This is a genomic window from Amycolatopsis sp. NBC_01480 (genome assembly GCF_036227205.1).
In the GTDB taxonomy this organism is placed as follows: domain Bacteria; phylum Actinomycetota; class Actinomycetes; order Mycobacteriales; family Pseudonocardiaceae; genus Amycolatopsis.
In genome coordinates this window covers 3275035-3292049 of record NZ_CP109442.1, presented here as the reverse complement: position 1 = coordinate 3292049, position 17015 = coordinate 3275035, and the positions used below count along the sequence as shown (strand labels likewise).

Here is a 17015-nt window from a genome sequence, read left to right as displayed (position 1 = left end):
AGCAAAACCCCACCCGAGCTGGTGTTTTACCATCATTCTGCCGGGCGCCGCGGGCTTCTAGCGTTTTCCGCATGCCACTCATCGAAGTCACCGAGCTGACCAAGCGGTACGGGAACCGGGTCGCGGTCGACGGGGTTTCGTTCACCGTCGAGCGCGGCGAGATCTTCGGGATCCTCGGCACCAACGGCGCTGGGAAGACCACCACCGTCGAATGCCTCCAGGGTCTGCGCACCGCCGACGCCGGCACGATTTCCGTGCTGGGCCTCGACCCGGTGCGCGATCGCGACGAGCTGCGCCGGCGCGTCGGCGTCCAGCTGCAGGAAAGCCGGCTGCCGGAAAAGCTGCGGGTGCGCGAGGCGCTCGAGCTGTTCGCGTCGTTCTACCGGGATCCCGCGGACGTCGACAGCTTGCTGCGGCGGCTCTCGCTCGAGGAGCACCAGCGCACGTACTTCGGCCGGCTGTCCGGCGGGCTGAAGCAGCGCGTGTCCATCGCGCTCGCGCTGATCGGCCGGCCCGAGGTCGCCATCCTCGACGAGCTCACCACGGGCCTCGACCCGCACGCCCGCCGTGACACCTGGAAGCTCGTCGAAGGCGTGCGCGAAAGCGGTGTGACCGTCCTGCTCGTCACCCACTTCATGGACGAGGCCGAGCGGCTCTGCGACCGCGTCGCGGTCTTCGACGCCGGCCGGGTGGTCGCCACCGGCGCGCCCGCCGAGCTGCTCGGCACCACTGGAAAGTCCACTTTGGACGACGCGTTCGTCACCCTCACCGGCCGCGACTGAGAACCAGGAGAAACCCGTGCCCACGTTCACCAAGCTCGTCGCCACCGAGACGAAACTGTTCCTCCGCACGCCGATGTGGGCGGTGCTCGGCATCCTGCTGCCCGCCACGGTGCTGCTCGCCGTCGGCCTGATCCCAGGCTTCACCAAGCCGAGCGACATCACCGGCGGCTACCGCTTCGTCGACCTGTTCGTGCCCTCGCTGGTGGTCATCGCGATCGCGATGCTCGGCCTCCAGGTCGCCCCCGGCGCCATCGCCACGTACCGCGAGCAGGGCGTGCTCCGCCGCCTCGCCACCACACCCGTGCCGCCCTCGTACCTGCTGCTGGCCCAGCTCGTGATCCACGCCGTGGTGGCGCTCGCGGGCATCGCGGTCCTGCTGGTGGTCGGCCACGTCGCGTTCGATGTGCCGATGCCGCGCCACCCGCTGACGTTCCTGCTCACGCTGGCGCTCGGGCTGGTTTCGGTGTTCGCGATCGGCCTGATCGCCGCGTCCCTCGCGCGGACCGGCAAAGGCGCGGGCGGGCTCGCGATGGTCGCGTATTTCCCGATCATGTTCCTCGGCGGCGTCTACCTGCCGCGGCCGCTGCTGCCCGCCGTGGTCCAGCGGATCGGCGCGTACATCCCGCCGGGCACACAACCGCTGCAGGACGCCTGGGTGGGCAACGGCGTTCAGCCGCTGCAGTTCGTCGTGCTGGCCCTGTTCGCGCTCGGCGGAACGGCGCTGGCGGTACGGCTGTTCCGGTGGGAGTAGTCCACCGAAGTGGTGATGAACATCGTTTTCTCTTGTGGCGCGGACGGCCCGGACGGTAGCCAGGAAAGGACCCACTGACCATGGAGGTTCTCTTGTCTCTGGACGTATCGCCCGCGCTGCTGGAAAAGGCCGAGCGCGGGGAGGTCTCCGACGCGGAGTTCGTGGCCTGCGTGCGGGAGTCCCTGCCCTACGCGTGGGAGGTGATCACCGGCGTGATCGCCGAGGCCGACGGCGCCACGGACGGGTTCGCCGACAACGAGACCCCGCCCCCGGACGAGACCGCCCGCGGGCAGCTGCTGCGGGCACTTGCCTCCGACGCCATCCGCGGCGGCCTGGAGCGGCACTTCGGCGTGAAGCTGGCCTTCCAGAACTGCCACCGGGTGGCCGTTTTCCGCTCGTCCGAGCTGGACGGCGACCGCTACCGCGCGTTCGTCTCGCCGCGCGGCCAGCTGCTGAATCAGAGCCCGGAACTCAGGGACTGCTGACCCCGTAGCGCGGGCAGCACCTCGGCGCCGATCCGCGCGATGTTTTCGCACGTGCCCTCCGGCGTGCCGGACGCCTCCACGAACATCCCCACGTGGGCGACGCCGGTACGCCGGAGGCTCGTTTCCAGCGTCGCCACGCAGTGGGCCGGGTCGCCGACGGGGTGGATCGCGCACAGCCGCTCGGTGTACTCGACCGGATCGCGCGACGGGCCGGGCCTGCCGTCCACCGTCACGTGCGCGCCGAGGCCGTCGGCCAGCCAGCCGGGCAGCGCTCGCCGCACCACGCCGGCCGCGTCCGCACCGACCTGGCACAGCACCGTCGAAACGTGCTCCGCGGGCGCGCCGTAAGCCTCGACTGTGGCGGCCTTCTCCGCGTCGTCCGCGTGTAGGCCCAGCAGCATCGGCAATCCGCGCTCGGCAGCCAGCCGCACGGCGCCGGAATCCGGTCCGCCGCAGGCGACCACCAGCCGCGGCCGACGCTCCGGCCGGGGCACGAACGGCACCTCCCGGAACGCGAAATGCTCGCCGTCCGCACGCACGCCACCGCCGGCCATCGCCGACAGCAGCAGGTCCAGCGACTCGGCGAAACCGTTCTCGTACCGTGCCAGCCCGGTGCCGAACACCTCCAGATCCCGCCACGGCCCACCGCGCCCGACGCCGACCCGCAGCCGCCCGCCGGACACGGCGTCGAGCATCGACCACTGCTCCGCCAGCGCCACCGGGTGCGCCGTGGACAGAACGCTCACCGCCGTGCCGACGTCAACGCGCGAGGTCCGGCCCAGCACGTGCCCGGCGAGCGTGACGGCCGAGGGGCAGACGCCGTACGGCATGAAGTGGTGCTCCGCGAGCCACACGTCGTCGAACCCCGCCGCCTCGGCGGCCTCCGCGGCGCGGACGGTCCGGCGCAGTACGTCGGCGTCCGCCTGCCCCGGAAACCGCCCGGAGACGAGGAAAACGCCGAACCTCAGTTGTTGACCGCGACGTCGTTGAACCACAGCAGCGGGTCGATCCACGGGAAGATCACGAACATCAGCAACGCGACCACGCCCAGCACCAGCACTACGGCGAGGGTCAGCTTCGCCGCGAACGGGCCGGGCAGGTGCCGCCAGATCCAGCCGTACATCAGGCGGCACCGCCGATCTGTTGGAGCAGCTTCGTGTAGTCGGAGACCTGCGACTTCGGCACCTGCTGCGTGAGCACGGAGGTGATGATCAGCCGCTGCTTCGCGGAGAACTGCGGGTGGCAGGTGGTGAGCGTGAGCAGCGAGGCCTCCTGAGCCTTGGGCAGCACGTCGGACGGCTTGTACGGCACCGGGTTCACGGCGTCGCCCTGGCTGGGCAGCACCACCTTGCGGCCGAACGTCTGGTCGTAGGCGCCGCCGCCCGCGATGCTCGGGTCGCGCAGCGTCGGCACGCCCTTGCACGCGGGCTGCGCGCCCTTGCCGCTGGCCCAGCCGCTCATCTCGTCGTCGTAGGGCAGCACCTTGTAGATGAAGAAGTCGGTCGCCGTCTCGATCACGATCTGGTCGCAGGAGCTCAGGTTGTCCAGGTCGTTGAACGGCGCGCCCTTGCCGACGCGGTGGCCCGCGATGCCGAAGTTGCCGGGCTCGCCGGGCAGCGCCGTGCCCTTGTAGTGGCCGGGGCCGACGGCGAGCGAGTCCTCGCCGGTGCCCTCCTGGATGGTGAAGTTGAAGTCCGCGCCGAAGCTGGGGATGTGGATCCGGGCGAACGCCTTGCCGTCCACCAGCTCGGGGTGCAGCGTGCGGTCCTTGGCCCAGTCGCCCTGCAGCTGGTCGCTGGCCACGGACTGCTTCTCGGCCGAGAACAGGTCGGTCACGTAGACCTCGTAAACCATGAACAACAGGACGATCAGGCCGAGGGTGATCAGCACCTCGCCGGCGGTCCGGATCGCGACGCCGCCCTTGCCGAGCGGCGCGGGCTCCGGCTTCTCCTTCAGCGCCGTGCCGCCGCCGGCCTTGACCGCCTCGAAGACCTCGGTCTCCTGGTTCGCCAGGCCGGGCCGCGGCGGACGGCGCCGCGGGTCCGGGCCGGTGCCGGGACGGCGCAGCTGCTCGGTCGGCCGCGCCCGGGCCGGGTCTTCGGACCGCGCCTGGTTCGGGTCATCGGCACGCCGCGGCCGGCTCGGCTGGGCCCGGTTCGGGTCCACGGGCCGTCCGCCCCTGCTCTGTTCGGGTGATCTCCGCGGATCGGGCTGCCGTCGCGGGGGCTCGCCGGGCACGCCGGGGCGCTGGGCCCTCGGCTGCGGCGAGCCGGACGGCGGGGTTCTCGGCGGTGGTTCACCGGGGGGCTGCCTGCGGGGTCTGCCGGCTCCGTCGGGGCCGGGCGGGCGACGTCGTCCCTGGCCGTCCGGCCCAGGCCCGGAGCGCCGCGGGCGGTCTTCGCCCGGCCAATCCTGCGTTCCCACGCAAGCTCCTCTCGCGCCCGGCGTCGCACCCCGTGAGGAACGCTAGGTGGCGCTGTTGTCACAGTCCGGAAATCCGACCGCTCCCGCCCAGTGCTCTGGAGCCGTCGTTTACGTTAACGTGTCCACGTGGCGCTGGTTGCGCAACCCGACAGCGGGGAACCCCGCGGATCAGGCACCGCCACCAGGAGAGCCCGAACAGCACGCGAGGAACACGATGCCGAAGTCCAAGGTCCGCAAGAAGACCGCGTACACCCCGCCTGCCGATCGCCGTACGCCGGTGAAGGTCAAGGCCGCGGGCCCGTCGAACCTGTTCTACAAGATCGTCATGTTCGGTCTCATGGTGATCGGGCTGCTCTGGCTCATCGTGAACTACATCGCCGGTCCCAAGATTCCGTTTCTCAACGACCTGGGCAACTGGAACTTCGCGATCGGCTTCGCCGCGATGATCGTCGGCCTGCTGATGACGATGCGCTGGCGCTGACCATTACTCCGGACGGCGGCTTGACACCGAATTACACCGGTGTGAGTCATCCCCACTGTGGATAACCTCTGTGGATAACTACCCCACCTCGTGGGCACCGCGCCGGTCGCTTGTGGTACTGGCCTGGGCCGTCGCCGCACTCCTGCTGGTCGGCGCGGTGACCGACCTGGTCTTCGGCGACGGCAAGGGCGCGGTGCTCCTGGGCGTCGCGATGCTGGCCGTCGGCGGGTTCGCCGTCCACTGGAGCCTCGTGCGGCCGCGCCTGGCGGTCGACGCCGAGGGCCTGGTGGCCCGCACGCTCAGCGGCACGCACCGGCTGCCCTGGGCCGAGACCTCGACCAAGCTGCGCACCACCCGCCGGATGGGCCGCGACGGCGTGACGCTGGAACTGGAGCACGGCGACCAGCTCTACGTCTTCGGGCGCCTTGAGCTCGGCGAGGACCCCCGTGACGTGATGGACGTCCTCAGCGCCCTGCGTGGCACGCGCTAACCGCAGACGTACGACTCGGTCCCGCGGACCAGCGAAAGCTGGCAGTCGAGCGACGGGATCTGCGCGCCGCGGTAGACCAGCAAGCCGATGAACGCGACCACCAGGATTACCGCCCCGGCCGTCTGCCACCGCACGCGGTTGCGGTCCGGCGCGTACAGGAACGCCACAGCGACCAGCGCGCCCGTGACCAGCCCTCCCACGTGCGCGAGGATCGAGATGTTCGGGATCGAGAACGTGATGTAGGCGTTGATCGCCAGCGTGATCAGCAGGCCGGACGGGTTCAGCTTGAGCTTCAGCACGATGACCGCGTAGCAGCCCATCAGCCCGAACAACGCGCCCGAAGCGCCCGCGGACGGCCGGTTGGGCGCGTCGAACAGCAGCACCGACGTGGACGCGCCGAGCATCGAAATGAAGTACAGCGCGATATAACGCGTGCGGCCGAAGACCTGCTCCAGCGCCCGGCCCATCATCCACAGCGAGAACATGTTCGCCGCGATGTGGATGGGCCCGTAGTGCAGGAAGCCGTTGGTGAAGATCCGCCACCATTCGCCGCCGCCGAGCGTGGGGTACGTCCACAGCTCACCCAGCTGGGACAACTGTGAATTGCCGTTGTCGAACAGGCTTTTCGCCTGGAGCACGGTGATCAGGAAGATCAGCACGTTCACCGCGAGCAGCGTGGTGGTGACCACCACGGAGTTCGACGGGCGCGCGCCCGCGATCGTGCGGGCGCCCATGCCGGAGTCCTGGTACGAGCGGTGCTGCTGACGCTGTTGCTGGGTGCCAGCGTGCACGCAGTCGGTGCACTGGAAGCCGACGGCGGCTTCGCGCAGGCAGTCCGGGCAGGCCGGACGCCCGCAGCGCGCGCAGCTCAGGCCGGTCGGGCGGTTCGGGTGCCACCAGCAACCGGGCTGCGGGGCCTGGGGGTAGGCGGAGGGATTCGGCGGTTGGTTCACGATGCCACCAACCTACCGAAATCCCTCCGGACCGGCCTCAGGCCTCGACGGTGACCTTCTCGATGACGATGTCGGACAGCGGACGGTCGGCCGGGCCGGTCGCCGCACGCCCGATCGCGTCGACGACGGTGCGGGACTCCTGGTCCGCCACCTCGCCGAAGATCGTGTGCTTGAAGTTCAGGTGCGTCGTCGGCGCGACGGTGATGAAGAACTGCGAGCCGTTGGTGCCGGGCCCGGCGTTCGCCATCGCCAGCAGGTACGGCTTGTTGAACTGCAGCTCGGGGTGGAACTCGTCGCCGAACTTGTAGCCGGGGCCGCCGCGGCCGGTGCCGGTCGGGTCGCCGCCCTGGAGCATGAAGCCGTCGATCACCCGGTGGAAGATCGAGCCGTCGTAGAAGGGGCCGGAGTTCGTCCCCTGCGCGTTCGGCTGCGTGTACTCCTTGGAGCCGTCGGCCAGCCCCACGAAGTTCGCGACCGTCTTCGGCGCGTGGTCGGGGAACAGGTTCACGTGGATGTCACCCTGATTGGTGTGCAGGGTGGCCTTACGGGCGCTTTCAGTCACGCCGCCATCGTGCCATCCCTTCGCACATTTGGGGGGTTCAGGGGGCCGCGCCCGGCGGATGTGACCCGTCAGACTGCAGGAAGAGGCCCATTTCCGAGGTTTCGGCGATTCCCGAACGGGGAAGCCACAGCGTTACGGCGGGAAAAAGGGCACGATAGGTTGCAGGCAACAGAGCAGTACCACAACGATTGATGAGGTGAAGGCCATGACCCGGGCCGCAGATTCGGTGGAGTCCGGCACGCTCGGCCTGCGCAAGCGAGCCACCGAAGCGGGCAGGGCGGGGGCTGAGGCAGCCGCGAAGGCTGCGGAAGCCGGCGCCGAGGAGTTCGCGAAGCAGAGCCGCCGGGCGCGCAAGAAGCTGGCGAAGAAGACCGAGCTGACCCGCAAGGAGCTCAAGAAGAGCTCGGCCGCGGCACGCAAGGAGGCGCTGGCCCGCGTCGCCGAGCTGAAGAAGCCCGGTCGCAAGGCGAAGAAGGCGGCCATCAAGGCGGCCAAGTCCGCCGGTGAGTCGAAGCGCCGCGGCAAGAAGGACTTCAAGAGCGCGAAGAAGGACTTCCGGGCCGCGTTGGTCGAGGCGAAGTCCGCGGCCAAGGGCACCCGCAAGCGTCGTCGCTGGCCGTGGCTGCTGGGCCTCGGCGCGGTCGCCGTCGGCACGGCGGTGGTGCTGAAGTCGCGTCAGCAGGAGCCGCCGGTCGCCCCGGCCCCGCCGAAGGCGACGCCGCCGGCTCCCCCGGCCAAGCCGGCCGCCAAGCCGGCTGCCGAGGCCAAGCCGTCCCCGACGGCGAACGGCAAGGCGCCGAGCACGCCGGCCGAGAAGAAGAACTGACCCGCACGCGAAGAGGGCCCCGGGATCGCTCCCGGGGCCCTCTTGCGTTCGCTCAGACCGATCAGGCCGTGGCGGCGTGCTTGTCGATCAGCTGGCCGAGGCGGGGCAGCGCCTCCTCGACGTTCTTCTTGCCGTTCGGGCGCAGCTTCGAGTAGACCTTCTTGATGCTGTCGCGGCTGCTGCGGTCCGCGCGGCTGTCCGTGACGGTCAGCAGCGCGTCGGAGGCCTCGTCCGAGCGGCTGGTCAGGTAGGCACCGAAGTCGTTGCCGCCCTTGGCCTTGTAGTCGCCGTAGAAGGGCTCGAGCGCACCGGCGAAGTCGTCCAGCAGCGTGTCGACCGCGGACGGGATGATGCCCGGCTTGATCTTCTTGACCGCGGCGAAGCCGGTCTTCACAACGGCGCCGGAGACCCCGCCCTTGTCGGACACCTCGGCGTCCACGAGGCCTTCGAGGTCGGTCACGACCGTCGGGCGACGGCTGGAGTCGAGCAGGATTTCCTTGAGGGTGTCAGCCACGAATCTTGTCCTTGTCGTCGAATGGCGAAGTGCATGTGGTGCCGGACGGGCACCCGCCCGCGCGAGTGCTCCAGGCCTGCGCGTGACGCACAGGGTAATACAAGATCAACTTCACTCACCCGTGTGGAGGCCACTACTCAGAGCTTCAGGGCAGCGATAGCATTTTTCGCCACTTTGCGTGCCTTGATGCTCTGCTTCTGGTTACTCGTCACGATGACGGCAGCCTCCCCTTTCGAGACGGCGTACACCACACCGTCACCGGAGGGCTGGTAGCCGCCCTTCCACCCCGGCGGATCCGAAGCCGGGTTGGACGTCTCGATCGGCGCGACCTTGTTGACCAGTGCCGTCGCGACATCCGGCTTGCCGACGTACACCTGCACGGTGAGCTGCAAGTTCCCGTCGGGCCGGTAGAAGAAGCAGGCGGGGTGCGGCTGGTCGTCCGACACCTGCACCTTCGACACGTGCTGGCCGTTCGCGTCCTCCACCGCCAGGCTGTCCAGGTACGGGCAGTCGGCCGTCTTCGCGGGCTTCGGGTCGGGCGGCAGGCCCGCCGCCGCGGAGCCGGCCGCCGTGGTGGGGGCGGGCGCGGGCGTGCCCGAAATCTGGGTCGACGCTCCGCAGCCGGCGAGGAGCACCAGGGCGGGCGCGAGAACGAGGATTCGTCGCATGGCGGGCACAGTCAATCATGTCCGCCTCACACGGGGGTGAAGGCCGAAGCTGACCGGGGCGTCACGACCCGGCGTGCGACGATATCCAGGCGGCGACGCCATTTCTGGGAGGTCGGGAGAGTTGCTCACACCGGAGCAGTACCTGCAGGTGGTGGCCGAGCGCGTGCAGCGCAGCGGCGGCTGGCTCAGCAGCGTCCAGATCGGCCCGGCAACGGCCGTGGTCGGGCTCTTCGCCGAGTCGATCATGTTGTCCACGATGAACTACTGCGTGGTGGCCGCCGCGTACCCGGACATCACCGCGCAGACGCTGTCCCAGTTCACCGGGCTGGCCACCCAGCACGCCCGGGCGAACGTGCAGGGCACCGTCGGCTGGACGGCCGCCTCGGTGGTCATCGCCGGCCTCGTCGGCCGCGTGTACCCGGACGCCGCCCAGCTCGCCGCGGCCAAGACGACCAACCAGTTCGGCGGCGAGACCCGCATGGTCGCGGTCGACCCCACCGGCCCCCGCTACGCCTGGATCGGCGGCAAAATGTGGGGCGCCGCCATGCACGGCGCGGTGAACGCGAAGCTGCAGTTCTGCTTCCCGGAGCCGATGGAGGCTTACCAGCAGTTGCAGTGGCAGGCGGGGCAGATGCCCGGTGGGTATCCGCAACAGGCTGGTGCGCCTGGGGGTTATCCGGGACAGCCGCAGGTTCCGCCCGGTGGGCAAGGCGGTTACCCGGGACAGCCCGGTTACCCGCAGCAGCAACAGGTTCCGCCCGAGCAGCCCGGAGGCCCCGGCCCCGGTGGTTTCCCCGGTCAGCAGATCCCGCCCGGCGAGCAGCCGCCGACCGCGCCGCCGCCCGCGGCCGGGCCACCGGGGCCGCAGCCTCCGCACTACCCGCCGCCGGGCCGTCCCCCGTACGGTCAGTGACATGGTTTCGCTGCGCGGCTGGGCGTCCTTCCCGGCCGAACTCCCCGGCTTCGACCCCGATCTGGCCTCGGACGCCCCGGAAGACCTCTTCCTGACCTGGCTCACCGAGGCCGGCGAGCACGTGCTCGCCCCGCACGCCGTCACACTGTCCACAGTGGATGAAGACGGCGCCCCCGATGCGCGGGTGGTGATCCTCAAGGACGTCGGCCCGGCCGGCTGGGCCGTCGCGACCAGCGCGGAAAGCCCGAAGGGCCGGCAGCTCACGGAAAACCCCCGCGCCGCGTTGACGTTCTTCTGGCCGGGGCGCGGCCGTCAGGTCCGGGTGCGCGGCACCGTCACCCCGGCTCCGCGCGAAGCCTCCGACGAAGACTTCCTCGCGCGCCCGCCCGCTTCGCGCGTCGAGGCTTTCATCGGCCACCAGTCGGAGGTCCTCACCGACCCGGAGAAGCTCACCGAGGCGTCCGCCGCGGCCGAGCGCTGGGTCGAGGAAAACCCTGACGCCGCACCGGAAACGTGGACGCGCTACCTCATCGTGCCCACGGTCGTCGAGTTCTGGCAGGCGAGCCACGACCGCCGCCACGTCCGTCTCCGCTACCGGCGCGAGGACGAAGGCTGGACGCGCGAACGCCTCTGGCCGTGACGCCTCAGCCGCGCCGGCTCCAGAAGTCGTGCGGCGTGCGTCCCGGATGAAATCCGCACGACTCGACGAGGGCGGCCGCGTCCGCGAAGGCGTGGCCCACCAGGCCCGGCTCGTGCGCGTCGCTGCCGAACGCCACCGCCTCGCCGCCGACTTCGAACCACCAGCGCACGATTTCCCTGGCCAGCGGGACTTTGGTGTTGACCTCGAGCACCCGCCCGCTGTCGGCGAGGGCGCGCAGCACCGTGCGGAACTCCTCCTCGAAGTCCCCGGCGGCGAACGGCGGCTGCTCGGCGGGCCACGACCGCACGCCGTAGTCGATGTGCGCCAGCACGGCGAAGTCCGCTGTGGACTCGACGAGCTCCAGCGCCTCGGCGAGGTACGCGCGCATCACGTCGGCGGCCGGGCGCTGGGAGATCACGCTCAGCTCGTGGTGGTGCTCGCCGTCCGGCAGCGAATGCACGGAGCCGAGCACCCGCTCGAAGTCGTGCGCCGCCAGGAGCGCGTCGGCGCGATCGCGGTGCCAATGCGGCTCGCTCAGCTCGACGCCGGACAGGATTCGCAGATCAGGGAATCGTTCGCGGCATTCCTGCACACCCGCCAGGTACCCGTCGACGTCGAGGTCGGGTGGCTCCAGCACGCCGTCGGGCCGCAGCCGCACGCGGAAGTGCTCGGGCAGGTGCGGCCGGATCGGCTCGGGGATCAACCACGGCGTGAGGTCGGCGTGCTCGGTGAAGGCCAGCGACGGCAGCCCGAGTTCCAGCGCCCGCTCGCACGAGCGGACCATCGAGCCGGTGACGGTGTCCCAGGACCACTCCGTGTGCACGTGCCCGTCCGGCGGCAGCGGCCTCAGCACAGCGCGGCCGCCACGGCGTCACGCACCTCGGCGTCGCTGGGCACCGCTTTTCCTTGCTCCAGCGCGATTTCCCGCAGCGACACCATGGTGACGTCGGCGAGCCGGCAGGCGGTGAACGCGTGGAACGCCGCCATGTCCGGGTCCACGTTCAGCGCGAACCCGTGGCTCGTCACGCCGCCGCGGATGCGCATGCCGATGGACACGAGCTTGCGCCCGTCCGGCGTCCACACGCCGACGAGGCTCGCTCCGCCCTTCGGCGTGTCCCGGCGGACGGTCGCGAACCCGAGGTCCGCGAGCGCCTCGACGAGGCCGTTCTCCAGCCAGCGCACGATGTCGACGGGCCCGCGCTCGCGCACGTCGAGCACCAGGTAGCCGACGAGCTGGCCGGGTCCGTGGTAGGTGGCGTACCCGCCGCGGTCGACGGGAATGGCCGGCAGCCCGGCGGTCTCCGGCGGCAGCTCGTCGGGCCGGGTCTGCGGCCCGTACGTCACCACCGACGGATGGCTGAGCAGGAACAGCCGGTCGTCCACCCGGCCCTCCTGCCGCTGCACAACCCACTCCCGCATGTCCCGGGCGGCCCGCTCGTACTCGACGACGCCCAGGTCGACCCGCTTTATCGGCCAGCCCATGCCACCACCCTAGGCCAGGCTCACCAGCTGACGCGGGAGTTGGCCTTCAGCACCGAAATCGCGGCGACGGTGGCGTAACCGCGCCATTCGAGCGTGGCCGCGGGTGAGTAGCTGGCGAACACGACGGGCCAGCCGCCGTCGTCCTGCTGCTTGGCTTCGAGGTCGTCCAACTCGGTTTCGACGGACTTGCGGTCGAAGAGTTTCCGTGCCGGCCCGGGGGCCGGGGAGAAGTCGAGCGGGCGCATGAACTCGTCGTCCGCCCCGCCCGCGACGTGGAGGATTCCGTTGCCGGGCAGGAACTTCCCGAGGTGGTCGAGCAGCTCGTCCGCTTCCGGGCGGGTGGCGTGCGCCGCGTCGAGGAACCGGATCGCGAACGAAAGCTCGATGGCGTGCGGCGCGCTTTCGACCCGCCGGATGGCTTCGACGCAGGTGTCGGTCGCCGCCGTCAGCCACGGGTGTTTCGCGACGGCCTCATCGTGCGCGGCGACCCGCAGCGCCGTGCCGGCGACAAAAGCCGTGCTCTGCAAGGAGAAGGTCGGCGCCGACTGGGTCCAGAACGGAGCACACCCAGCCGGGTCGGCCACCGGGAACGCGAACGGCAGCCCGCCGCCCGGCAGCGAAACGGACTCCAGCCAGTCACACAGCTCGGCCGCCAGCGGCGTGGCCGTCGGCGCGACCTCTTCGAAGACCTCAAAGGCGTGCAGCGCCCCACCCGGCTGGCTCTCCGGCGCGCGCAGATCGGGCTCAAGCCCCCAGCCGTACCCGCCATCGGCATTCCGGTACCCCTCGACGGCCGCGAGCACGGCCTGCGGTTCGGTCTTCCCGGTGAGCATTTCGAACCGCCGCCGGTCGAGCACCCGGGCGTGCGTGGCGAGGAAGGAAGCGGCGGCGTTCAGGTTCACAGTCACGTTGTTCACGGTGACACGCAGGCGCGGCGGGTGTCTTGAACAGTTCGGTCATCCGGGGAGCTTCACCCGCGCGAGCGCGGATTCCGAATGACCCACCTCGGAGCCGGTGTTCGACAACCTGACGCGTAAGTAGTAGCTTACGCATCATGGCGATCTCGACCGCTGATCCGTGGCAGGCCCTCGCCGACCCCACCCGGCGCCGCGTGTTCGCCCGGGTCGCCGACGGGGCGTGCTCGGTCACCGAGATCGCACGGGACCTGCCGGTCAGCCGCCCGGCGGTGTCGCAGCACTTGCGAGTGCTGCTGGAAGCGCGGCTGGTCGACGTGCACCAGCAGGGCCGCTTGCGCATGTACGAGATGCGAGCGGACGGCCTGGACCAGCTGCGTCGAGAACTCGACTCCTACTGGCGCAAGACTTTGACCAGGTTCAAGGACGTGGCCGAGCGGACCTACCAGCCGGCCGCGACCACAGCGGAAGGGACTCCACCGCAATGAGCACCACTCCACAGGACCAGACCGCCTTGCAGGTCGACATCGTCGTCGACGTGCCCGTGGAGCACGCCTTCCGCGTGTTCACCGAACGGTTCGACGAGGTCAAGCCCCGTGACCACAGCCTGCTCGCGGCGCCGGTCGAACGCACCGTGCTGGAGCCCCGGCTCGGCGGCACCGTGTACGACCTCGGCACGGACGGCAGCCGGTGCACCTGGGCCCGCGTCCTCGCGTACGAGCCACCGCACCGGCTGGTCATCAGCTGGGACATCAGCCCGCGATGGCAGCTGGAGACCGACCCGGACCACACCAGCGAGGTGGAGATCCGATTCGCGGCCGAGGCTCCCGAACGCACCCGGGTGGTGATCGAGCACCGGCACCTCGATCGGCACGGCGAGGGCTGGCAGGGCTTCCTTACCCTCGACACCGGCGAGGGCTGGCCCCTCTACCTGGAACGGTTCCGCGCGGCTACGCAACGACCGGCCTCGGGCAGCTAGCGTCCACATAGGACTCACGATCCGGATTGAACCCTAGAAAGCACTACGGGCGAGGAAGATCCGCATTTTCTGCGGACCTTCCTCGCCCATGAGCGAGTGGAGCTGAGGGGAATCGAACCCCTGACCCCCGCCTTGCAAAGGCGGTGCTCTACCAATTGAGCTACAGCCCCGGGTACGGGCGGCGAGCAACCGCCGCCCGTCCGAAGATCAGTTGCGCGAGGCGTCCGAGGCCTTGGCCGGCGTGGTGCCGTTCGTCGAGACCGGGCCCGTGGGAGCCGTGGCTTCACGCCACAGGTCAGCCTCGGCCTTGGCCGCCTTGTTGCGCTTGACGACGAACAGAACGCCGCCCGCGACGACCGCGAGTGCCAACAGCTTCTTCACCTGAAGCCCCCTTCTTCGACTTGCCTAGTTACCCCACGATGCTACTGCACCCGCCGAGCACCGAGCCCGCCGGTTCCCAGCCCTCGTGGTTCCACGTGGAACACGGGCGACCCACGTCACTCCCGCACCGGAATACCTACCCCAGTCACACAGTTGAAGTCACTGGTCGGTGCGCCCACCGTGTCCCCCGGGCTCACCCCCTTGCCTTCGCGGAATTCCGTCCGGCTGGAACCGCGTCGCGCCCACCGCCGAGAGGCGACCGTGCGCGCGCCGACCATCGCACAACTCAGCCCTGCCGGCACTTCTCTTCCCGGCAGGGCTGACCCATTTCCGCACCCCGAACCCCACCGGGCAAGGGGGCTCTCGCGGTACCTGCGTCATCAGGGTCTCCCCGACGTTCAGGACGCCTGTTTACCTGGCTGGGTCGGCTCCCATGACCAAAGGAACACAAACCCATGGCGGACAATCAGTTCACCGCTCACCCAGACCTTTTTGATCTGAGTGGGAAATACGCACTTGTCACTGGCGGCACCAGGGGCATCGGAATGATGATCGCGCGCGGCCTGCTGCAGGCGGGCGCCCGCGTCATTGTCAGCTCACGCAAGGCGGACGCGTGCGCGGAGGCCCAGCAGCAGCTGTCGGAATTCGGCGACGTTCAAGCAATCCCCGCCGACCTGTCCACGCACGACGAGTGCCGGCGCCTCGCTGATCTGGTCACCGGCGGCTCGGAGCGCCTGGACATCCTCGTCAACAACGCGGGCGCGATGTGGCGCGAGCCGCTGGGGACGTTCCCGGACGAGGCCTGGGACACCGTGCTCGACCTCAACCTCAAGGCGCCGTTCTGGCTGGTGCAGGCGCTGCTCCCCGCGCTTCGCCGGGCGGGCACCGCCGATGATCCCGCGCGGGTCATCAACATCGGCAGCATCGCCGCCATCCACGTCGCCGAATCGCCCAATTACTCGTACGCCAGCAGCAAAGCGGGACTCCATCAACTCACCCGGGTGCTGGCCAGGGAACTGGGCCCACAGCACGTCACGGTGAACGCGGTGGCCCCAGGGCCGTTCCCGTCGGAGATGATGACGGCCACGCTCGAAGTCATCGGCGACAAGATCACGGCGAAGGCCCCGCTGCGCCGGCTCGGCCGCGACGACGACATGGCCGGTATCGCCGTGTTCCTCGCCAGCCGGGCCGGGTCCTACCTCACGGGCACCGTCATCCCGAGCGACGGCGGCATCGCCACGACCGCAACAGGCACCTAGGCCGCGAGGTCACAACGCAGGCGTTCGGGGGCACCGGCAGAACCTCCCTTCGCCTGCGGACCTGGCCTACGGTGGTGAGGTGGCCATGATCGATCCGCGCACTGAGATCAAGGAATTCCTGAGCTCCCGTCGCGCGCGGATCACGCCCGAGCGGGCCGGACTGCCTGCGTACGGCGGCAACCGCCGGGTCAAAGGCCTGCGCCGCGAAGAGGTCGCGCTCCTGGCCGGGGTGTCGGTCGACTACTACGTGCGGATGGAGCGCGGCAGCCTCGCCGGCGCCTCCGACGGGGTGCTCGACGCGTTGGCCGCGGCCTTGCAGCTTGACGAGGCCGAGCGCGATCACCTGTTCCACCTCGCGCGGCAGTCCAGGTCGCCCGGCGGTCCACGCCGCCGGCGACCCGCCGTGACGGTGCGTCCGGCGCTCCAGCAGGTGCTCGCCGCCATCACCGACGCGCCGGCGTGGATCTGCAACGGCCGTTACGACGTGCTGGCCATGAATCACCTGGCCGACGCGCTGTTTTCCCCGGTGCTGGCCGACCCGCGACGGCCGGCGAACACCGCGCGTTTCGTCTATCTGGATCCCGAAGCGGCGAGCACGTTCTTCGTGGACTACGACCGAATCGCCGGCGATGTGGCCGCGAAGCTGCGCATGGAAGCCGGCCGTTATCCGCACGACGAGCAGCTGATCGCCCTGGTCGGTGAGCTGTCGACACGCAGTGAGCTGTTCCGGCAGCGGTGGGCGTCTCAGGACGTCCGGCTCCACCGGTCCGGGCGCAAGCGCCTGCACCATCCGGTAGTGGGCCGGCTCGACCTGGACGTCGAATCGATGGAGCTGCCTGCCGACTCCGGCTTGCACCTGACCGTCTACACCGCCCCCACCGGCACGGCGACCGCGGACGGCCTGGCCCTGTTGACGTCGTGGGCGGCCAGCCAGGACAAGCTGGTGCGATGAAGCGAGCATGGCCGACAACGGTGTTACGGTCGCTCACCGCTGAACGGAGGTTCTCATGCACAAGATGGTGGTCCTGTATCCCCAGCCCGCCGATCCCGACCATTTCCGCGACTACTACATGACCACCCACCTCCCGCTGGTCGCGCGCATGCCCGGCCTGCTCGCGTGGCGCTACAGCTTCGACGTGACAACGGCGCAGGGACAGCCGTACTTCGCGATCTTCGAAGCCGAGTTCGCTGACGCCACGGCGCTGACCGCGTCGAGGGCGTCTCCGCAAGGCCGGGAAGTAGCCGCCGACGTCGCCAACTACGCCACCGGCGGTGCGATCGTCATCGACTACCCGGTGCAGGAAGGCGCCGTCTGAGCCCGGCCGGCGGCCAAACTGCCCTGAGACGACACAACCCCCGCCTACCTGCTGGTAGCGGGGGTTGTTCGTATCGGTGGGCCCACCAGGACTTGAACCTGGGACCTCTTCGTTATCAGCGAAGCGCTCTAACCACCTGAGCTATGGGCCCGTCGAACGGAGAGAACTTTACCGGACCCGTTTTCGGGGCCGGTA

24 protein-coding genes and 2 tRNA genes are annotated in these 17015 nt (G+C 69.9%); 13 read left to right on the top strand and 13 right to left on the bottom strand.

From position 1 onward, the window contains the following. Nucleotides 1-71 precede the first annotated feature (71 nt). From OG371_RS15620 to OG371_RS15610, 3 genes are all read left to right on the top strand, one after another. The gene (locus tag OG371_RS15620) at nt 72-782 is read left to right on the top strand and encodes an ABC transporter ATP-binding protein (protein WP_329069833.1); all 711 of its coding nucleotides are present in this window, start codon (nt 72-74) and stop codon (nt 780-782) included. Nucleotides 783-798: 16 nt separating this feature from the next. After that, nucleotides 799-1533 carry an ABC transporter permease gene (locus OG371_RS15615; protein WP_329069831.1) on the top strand — a complete coding sequence of 245 codons (735 nt, stop codon included), beginning with the start codon at nt 799-801 and terminating at the stop codon, nt 1531-1533. A 92-nt stretch (nt 1534-1625) separates the two neighbouring features. After that, a complete protein-coding gene (locus tag OG371_RS15610; protein ID WP_329069829.1) occupies nt 1626-2018 on the top strand; it encodes an SCO5389 family protein in 393 nt (130 codons plus the stop codon). Here OG371_RS15610 and OG371_RS15605 read toward each other — a convergent pair. The 3 genes from OG371_RS15605 to OG371_RS15595 are packed head-to-tail and all read right to left on the bottom strand — an operon-like array spanning nt 1991 to nt 4031. Next, the gene (locus OG371_RS15605) at nt 1991-3013 is read right to left on the bottom strand and encodes an LLM class flavin-dependent oxidoreductase (RefSeq protein ID WP_329069827.1); all 1023 of its coding nucleotides are present in this window, start codon (nt 3011-3013) and stop codon (nt 1991-1993) included. The genes OG371_RS15610 and OG371_RS15605 overlap by 28 nt on opposite strands. Beyond that, on the bottom strand, nt 2983-3141 hold the full coding sequence (locus OG371_RS15600) for a hypothetical protein (protein ID WP_091624423.1): 159 nt from the start codon (nt 3139-3141) through the stop codon (nt 2983-2985). The genes OG371_RS15605 and OG371_RS15600 overlap by 31 nt, the downstream gene beginning before the upstream one ends. Then, a complete protein-coding gene (locus tag OG371_RS15595) occupies nt 3141-4031 on the bottom strand; it encodes a class E sortase (RefSeq protein WP_442876161.1) in 891 nt (296 codons plus the stop codon). Before OG371_RS15595 ends, OG371_RS15600 begins: the two co-directional genes overlap by 1 nt. Before the next feature lie 625 nt (nt 4032-4656). Between OG371_RS15595 and crgA the strand changes: the two genes are divergently transcribed. Together crgA and OG371_RS15585 are read left to right on the top strand one after the other, a co-directional pair. Continuing rightward, nucleotides 4657-4923, top strand: coding sequence for a cell division protein CrgA (gene crgA / locus OG371_RS15590; protein ID WP_091624426.1), 267 nt, complete (start codon nt 4657-4659; stop codon nt 4921-4923). A gap of 70 nt (nt 4924-4993) precedes the next feature. Continuing rightward, a complete protein-coding gene (locus OG371_RS15585) occupies nt 4994-5413 on the top strand; it encodes a PH domain-containing protein (protein ID WP_329069824.1) in 420 nt (139 codons plus the stop codon). Here OG371_RS15585 and OG371_RS15580 read toward each other — a convergent pair. Further along, nucleotides 5410-6366: a rhomboid family intramembrane serine protease gene (locus tag OG371_RS15580; RefSeq protein WP_329069822.1), complete on the bottom strand. Its 957-nt coding sequence runs from the start codon at nt 6364-6366 to the stop codon at nt 5410-5412. The genes OG371_RS15585 and OG371_RS15580 overlap by 4 nt on opposite strands. A gap of 37 nt (nt 6367-6403) precedes the next feature. Then, entirely contained in the window at nt 6404-6928 is a 525-nt protein-coding gene (locus OG371_RS15575) for a peptidylprolyl isomerase (protein WP_091624434.1), read from the bottom strand. A 205-nt stretch (nt 6929-7133) separates the two neighbouring features. On the opposite strand from OG371_RS15575, the gene OG371_RS15570 reads away from it, so the two are divergent. Further along, nucleotides 7134-7754, top strand: coding sequence for a hypothetical protein (locus OG371_RS15570; protein WP_329069820.1), 621 nt, complete (start codon nt 7134-7136; stop codon nt 7752-7754). Between the two features lie 61 nt (nt 7755-7815). Here OG371_RS15570 and OG371_RS15565 read toward each other — a convergent pair whose 3' ends face one another. Then, entirely contained in the window at nt 7816-8268 is a 453-nt protein-coding gene (locus tag OG371_RS15565) for a DUF6918 family protein (RefSeq protein ID WP_329069818.1), read from the bottom strand. Between the two features lie 137 nt (nt 8269-8405). Beyond that, nucleotides 8406-8936 carry a DUF2020 domain-containing protein gene (locus OG371_RS15560; RefSeq protein ID WP_329069816.1) on the bottom strand — a complete coding sequence of 177 codons (531 nt, stop codon included), beginning with the start codon at nt 8934-8936 and terminating at the stop codon, nt 8406-8408. A gap of 121 nt (nt 8937-9057) precedes the next feature. On the opposite strand from OG371_RS15560, the gene OG371_RS15555 reads away from it, so the two are divergent. Both OG371_RS15555 and OG371_RS15550 read left to right on the top strand, forming a co-directional pair. After that, complete coding sequence (locus OG371_RS15555) at nt 9058-9849, top strand: hypothetical protein (protein ID WP_329069814.1); 792 nt, start codon at nt 9058-9060, stop codon at nt 9847-9849. 1 nt (nt 9850) lies between these two features. Further along, nucleotides 9851-10489 carry a pyridoxine/pyridoxamine 5'-phosphate oxidase gene (locus OG371_RS15550; protein WP_329069811.1) on the top strand — a complete coding sequence of 213 codons (639 nt, stop codon included), beginning with the start codon at nt 9851-9853 and terminating at the stop codon, nt 10487-10489. 4 nt (nt 10490-10493) lie between these two features. On the opposite strand, the gene OG371_RS15545 is transcribed toward OG371_RS15550, so the two are convergent. From OG371_RS15545 to OG371_RS15535, 3 genes are read right to left on the bottom strand one after another with little or no spacing between them, the layout of a single operon-like run. After that, on the bottom strand, nt 10494-11342 hold the full coding sequence (locus OG371_RS15545) for a PHP domain-containing protein (protein WP_329069809.1): 849 nt from the start codon (nt 11340-11342) through the stop codon (nt 10494-10496). Next, the gene (gene lipB, locus OG371_RS15540) at nt 11336-11971 is read right to left on the bottom strand and encodes a lipoyl(octanoyl) transferase LipB (RefSeq protein ID WP_329069807.1); all 636 of its coding nucleotides are present in this window, start codon (nt 11969-11971) and stop codon (nt 11336-11338) included. The genes OG371_RS15545 and lipB overlap by 7 nt, the downstream gene beginning before the upstream one ends. Before the next feature lie 20 nt (nt 11972-11991). Next, a complete protein-coding gene (locus OG371_RS15535; protein WP_329069805.1) occupies nt 11992-12879 on the bottom strand; it encodes a hypothetical protein in 888 nt (295 codons plus the stop codon). 146 nt (nt 12880-13025) lie between these two features. Here OG371_RS15535 and OG371_RS15530 point away from each other — a divergent pair, with 146 nt between their 5' ends. Both OG371_RS15530 and OG371_RS15525 read left to right on the top strand, forming a co-directional pair. After that, nucleotides 13026-13373 carry an ArsR/SmtB family transcription factor gene (locus OG371_RS15530; RefSeq protein ID WP_329069803.1) on the top strand — a complete coding sequence of 116 codons (348 nt, stop codon included), beginning with the start codon at nt 13026-13028 and terminating at the stop codon, nt 13371-13373. After that, entirely contained in the window at nt 13370-13864 is a 495-nt protein-coding gene (locus tag OG371_RS15525) for an SRPBCC family protein (protein WP_329069801.1), read from the top strand. The genes OG371_RS15530 and OG371_RS15525 overlap by 4 nt, the downstream gene beginning before the upstream one ends. Nucleotides 13865-13961: 97 nt before the next feature. Here OG371_RS15525 and OG371_RS15520 read toward each other — a convergent pair. Together OG371_RS15520 and OG371_RS15515 are read right to left on the bottom strand one after the other, a co-directional pair. Further along, nucleotides 13962-14034 (bottom strand) — tRNA-Ala (locus tag OG371_RS15520). A 37-nt stretch (nt 14035-14071) separates the two neighbouring features. Beyond that, nucleotides 14072-14245 carry a DLW-39 family protein gene (locus OG371_RS15515; protein WP_329069799.1) on the bottom strand — a complete coding sequence of 58 codons (174 nt, stop codon included), beginning with the start codon at nt 14243-14245 and terminating at the stop codon, nt 14072-14074. Between the two features lie 455 nt (nt 14246-14700). Here OG371_RS15515 and OG371_RS15510 point away from each other — a divergent pair, with 455 nt between their 5' ends. The 3 genes from OG371_RS15510 (at nt 14701) to OG371_RS15500 (ending at nt 16820) form a co-directional block, all read left to right on the top strand. Next, complete coding sequence (locus OG371_RS15510; protein ID WP_329069797.1) at nt 14701-15504, top strand: SDR family oxidoreductase; 804 nt, start codon at nt 14701-14703, stop codon at nt 15502-15504. A gap of 79 nt (nt 15505-15583) precedes the next feature. Next, nucleotides 15584-16456: an MmyB family transcriptional regulator gene (locus OG371_RS15505; protein WP_329069795.1), complete on the top strand. Its 873-nt coding sequence runs from the start codon at nt 15584-15586 to the stop codon at nt 16454-16456. Between the two features lie 55 nt (nt 16457-16511). Beyond that, nucleotides 16512-16820 (top strand): EthD family reductase, encoded by a 309-nt coding sequence (locus OG371_RS15500; RefSeq protein ID WP_329069793.1) that lies wholly within the window; start codon nt 16512-16514, stop codon nt 16818-16820. A 77-nt stretch (nt 16821-16897) separates the two neighbouring features. On the opposite strand, the gene OG371_RS15495 is transcribed toward OG371_RS15500, so the two are convergent. Then, nucleotides 16898-16971 (bottom strand) — tRNA-Ile (locus OG371_RS15495). Nucleotides 16972-17015 lie beyond the last annotated feature (44 nt).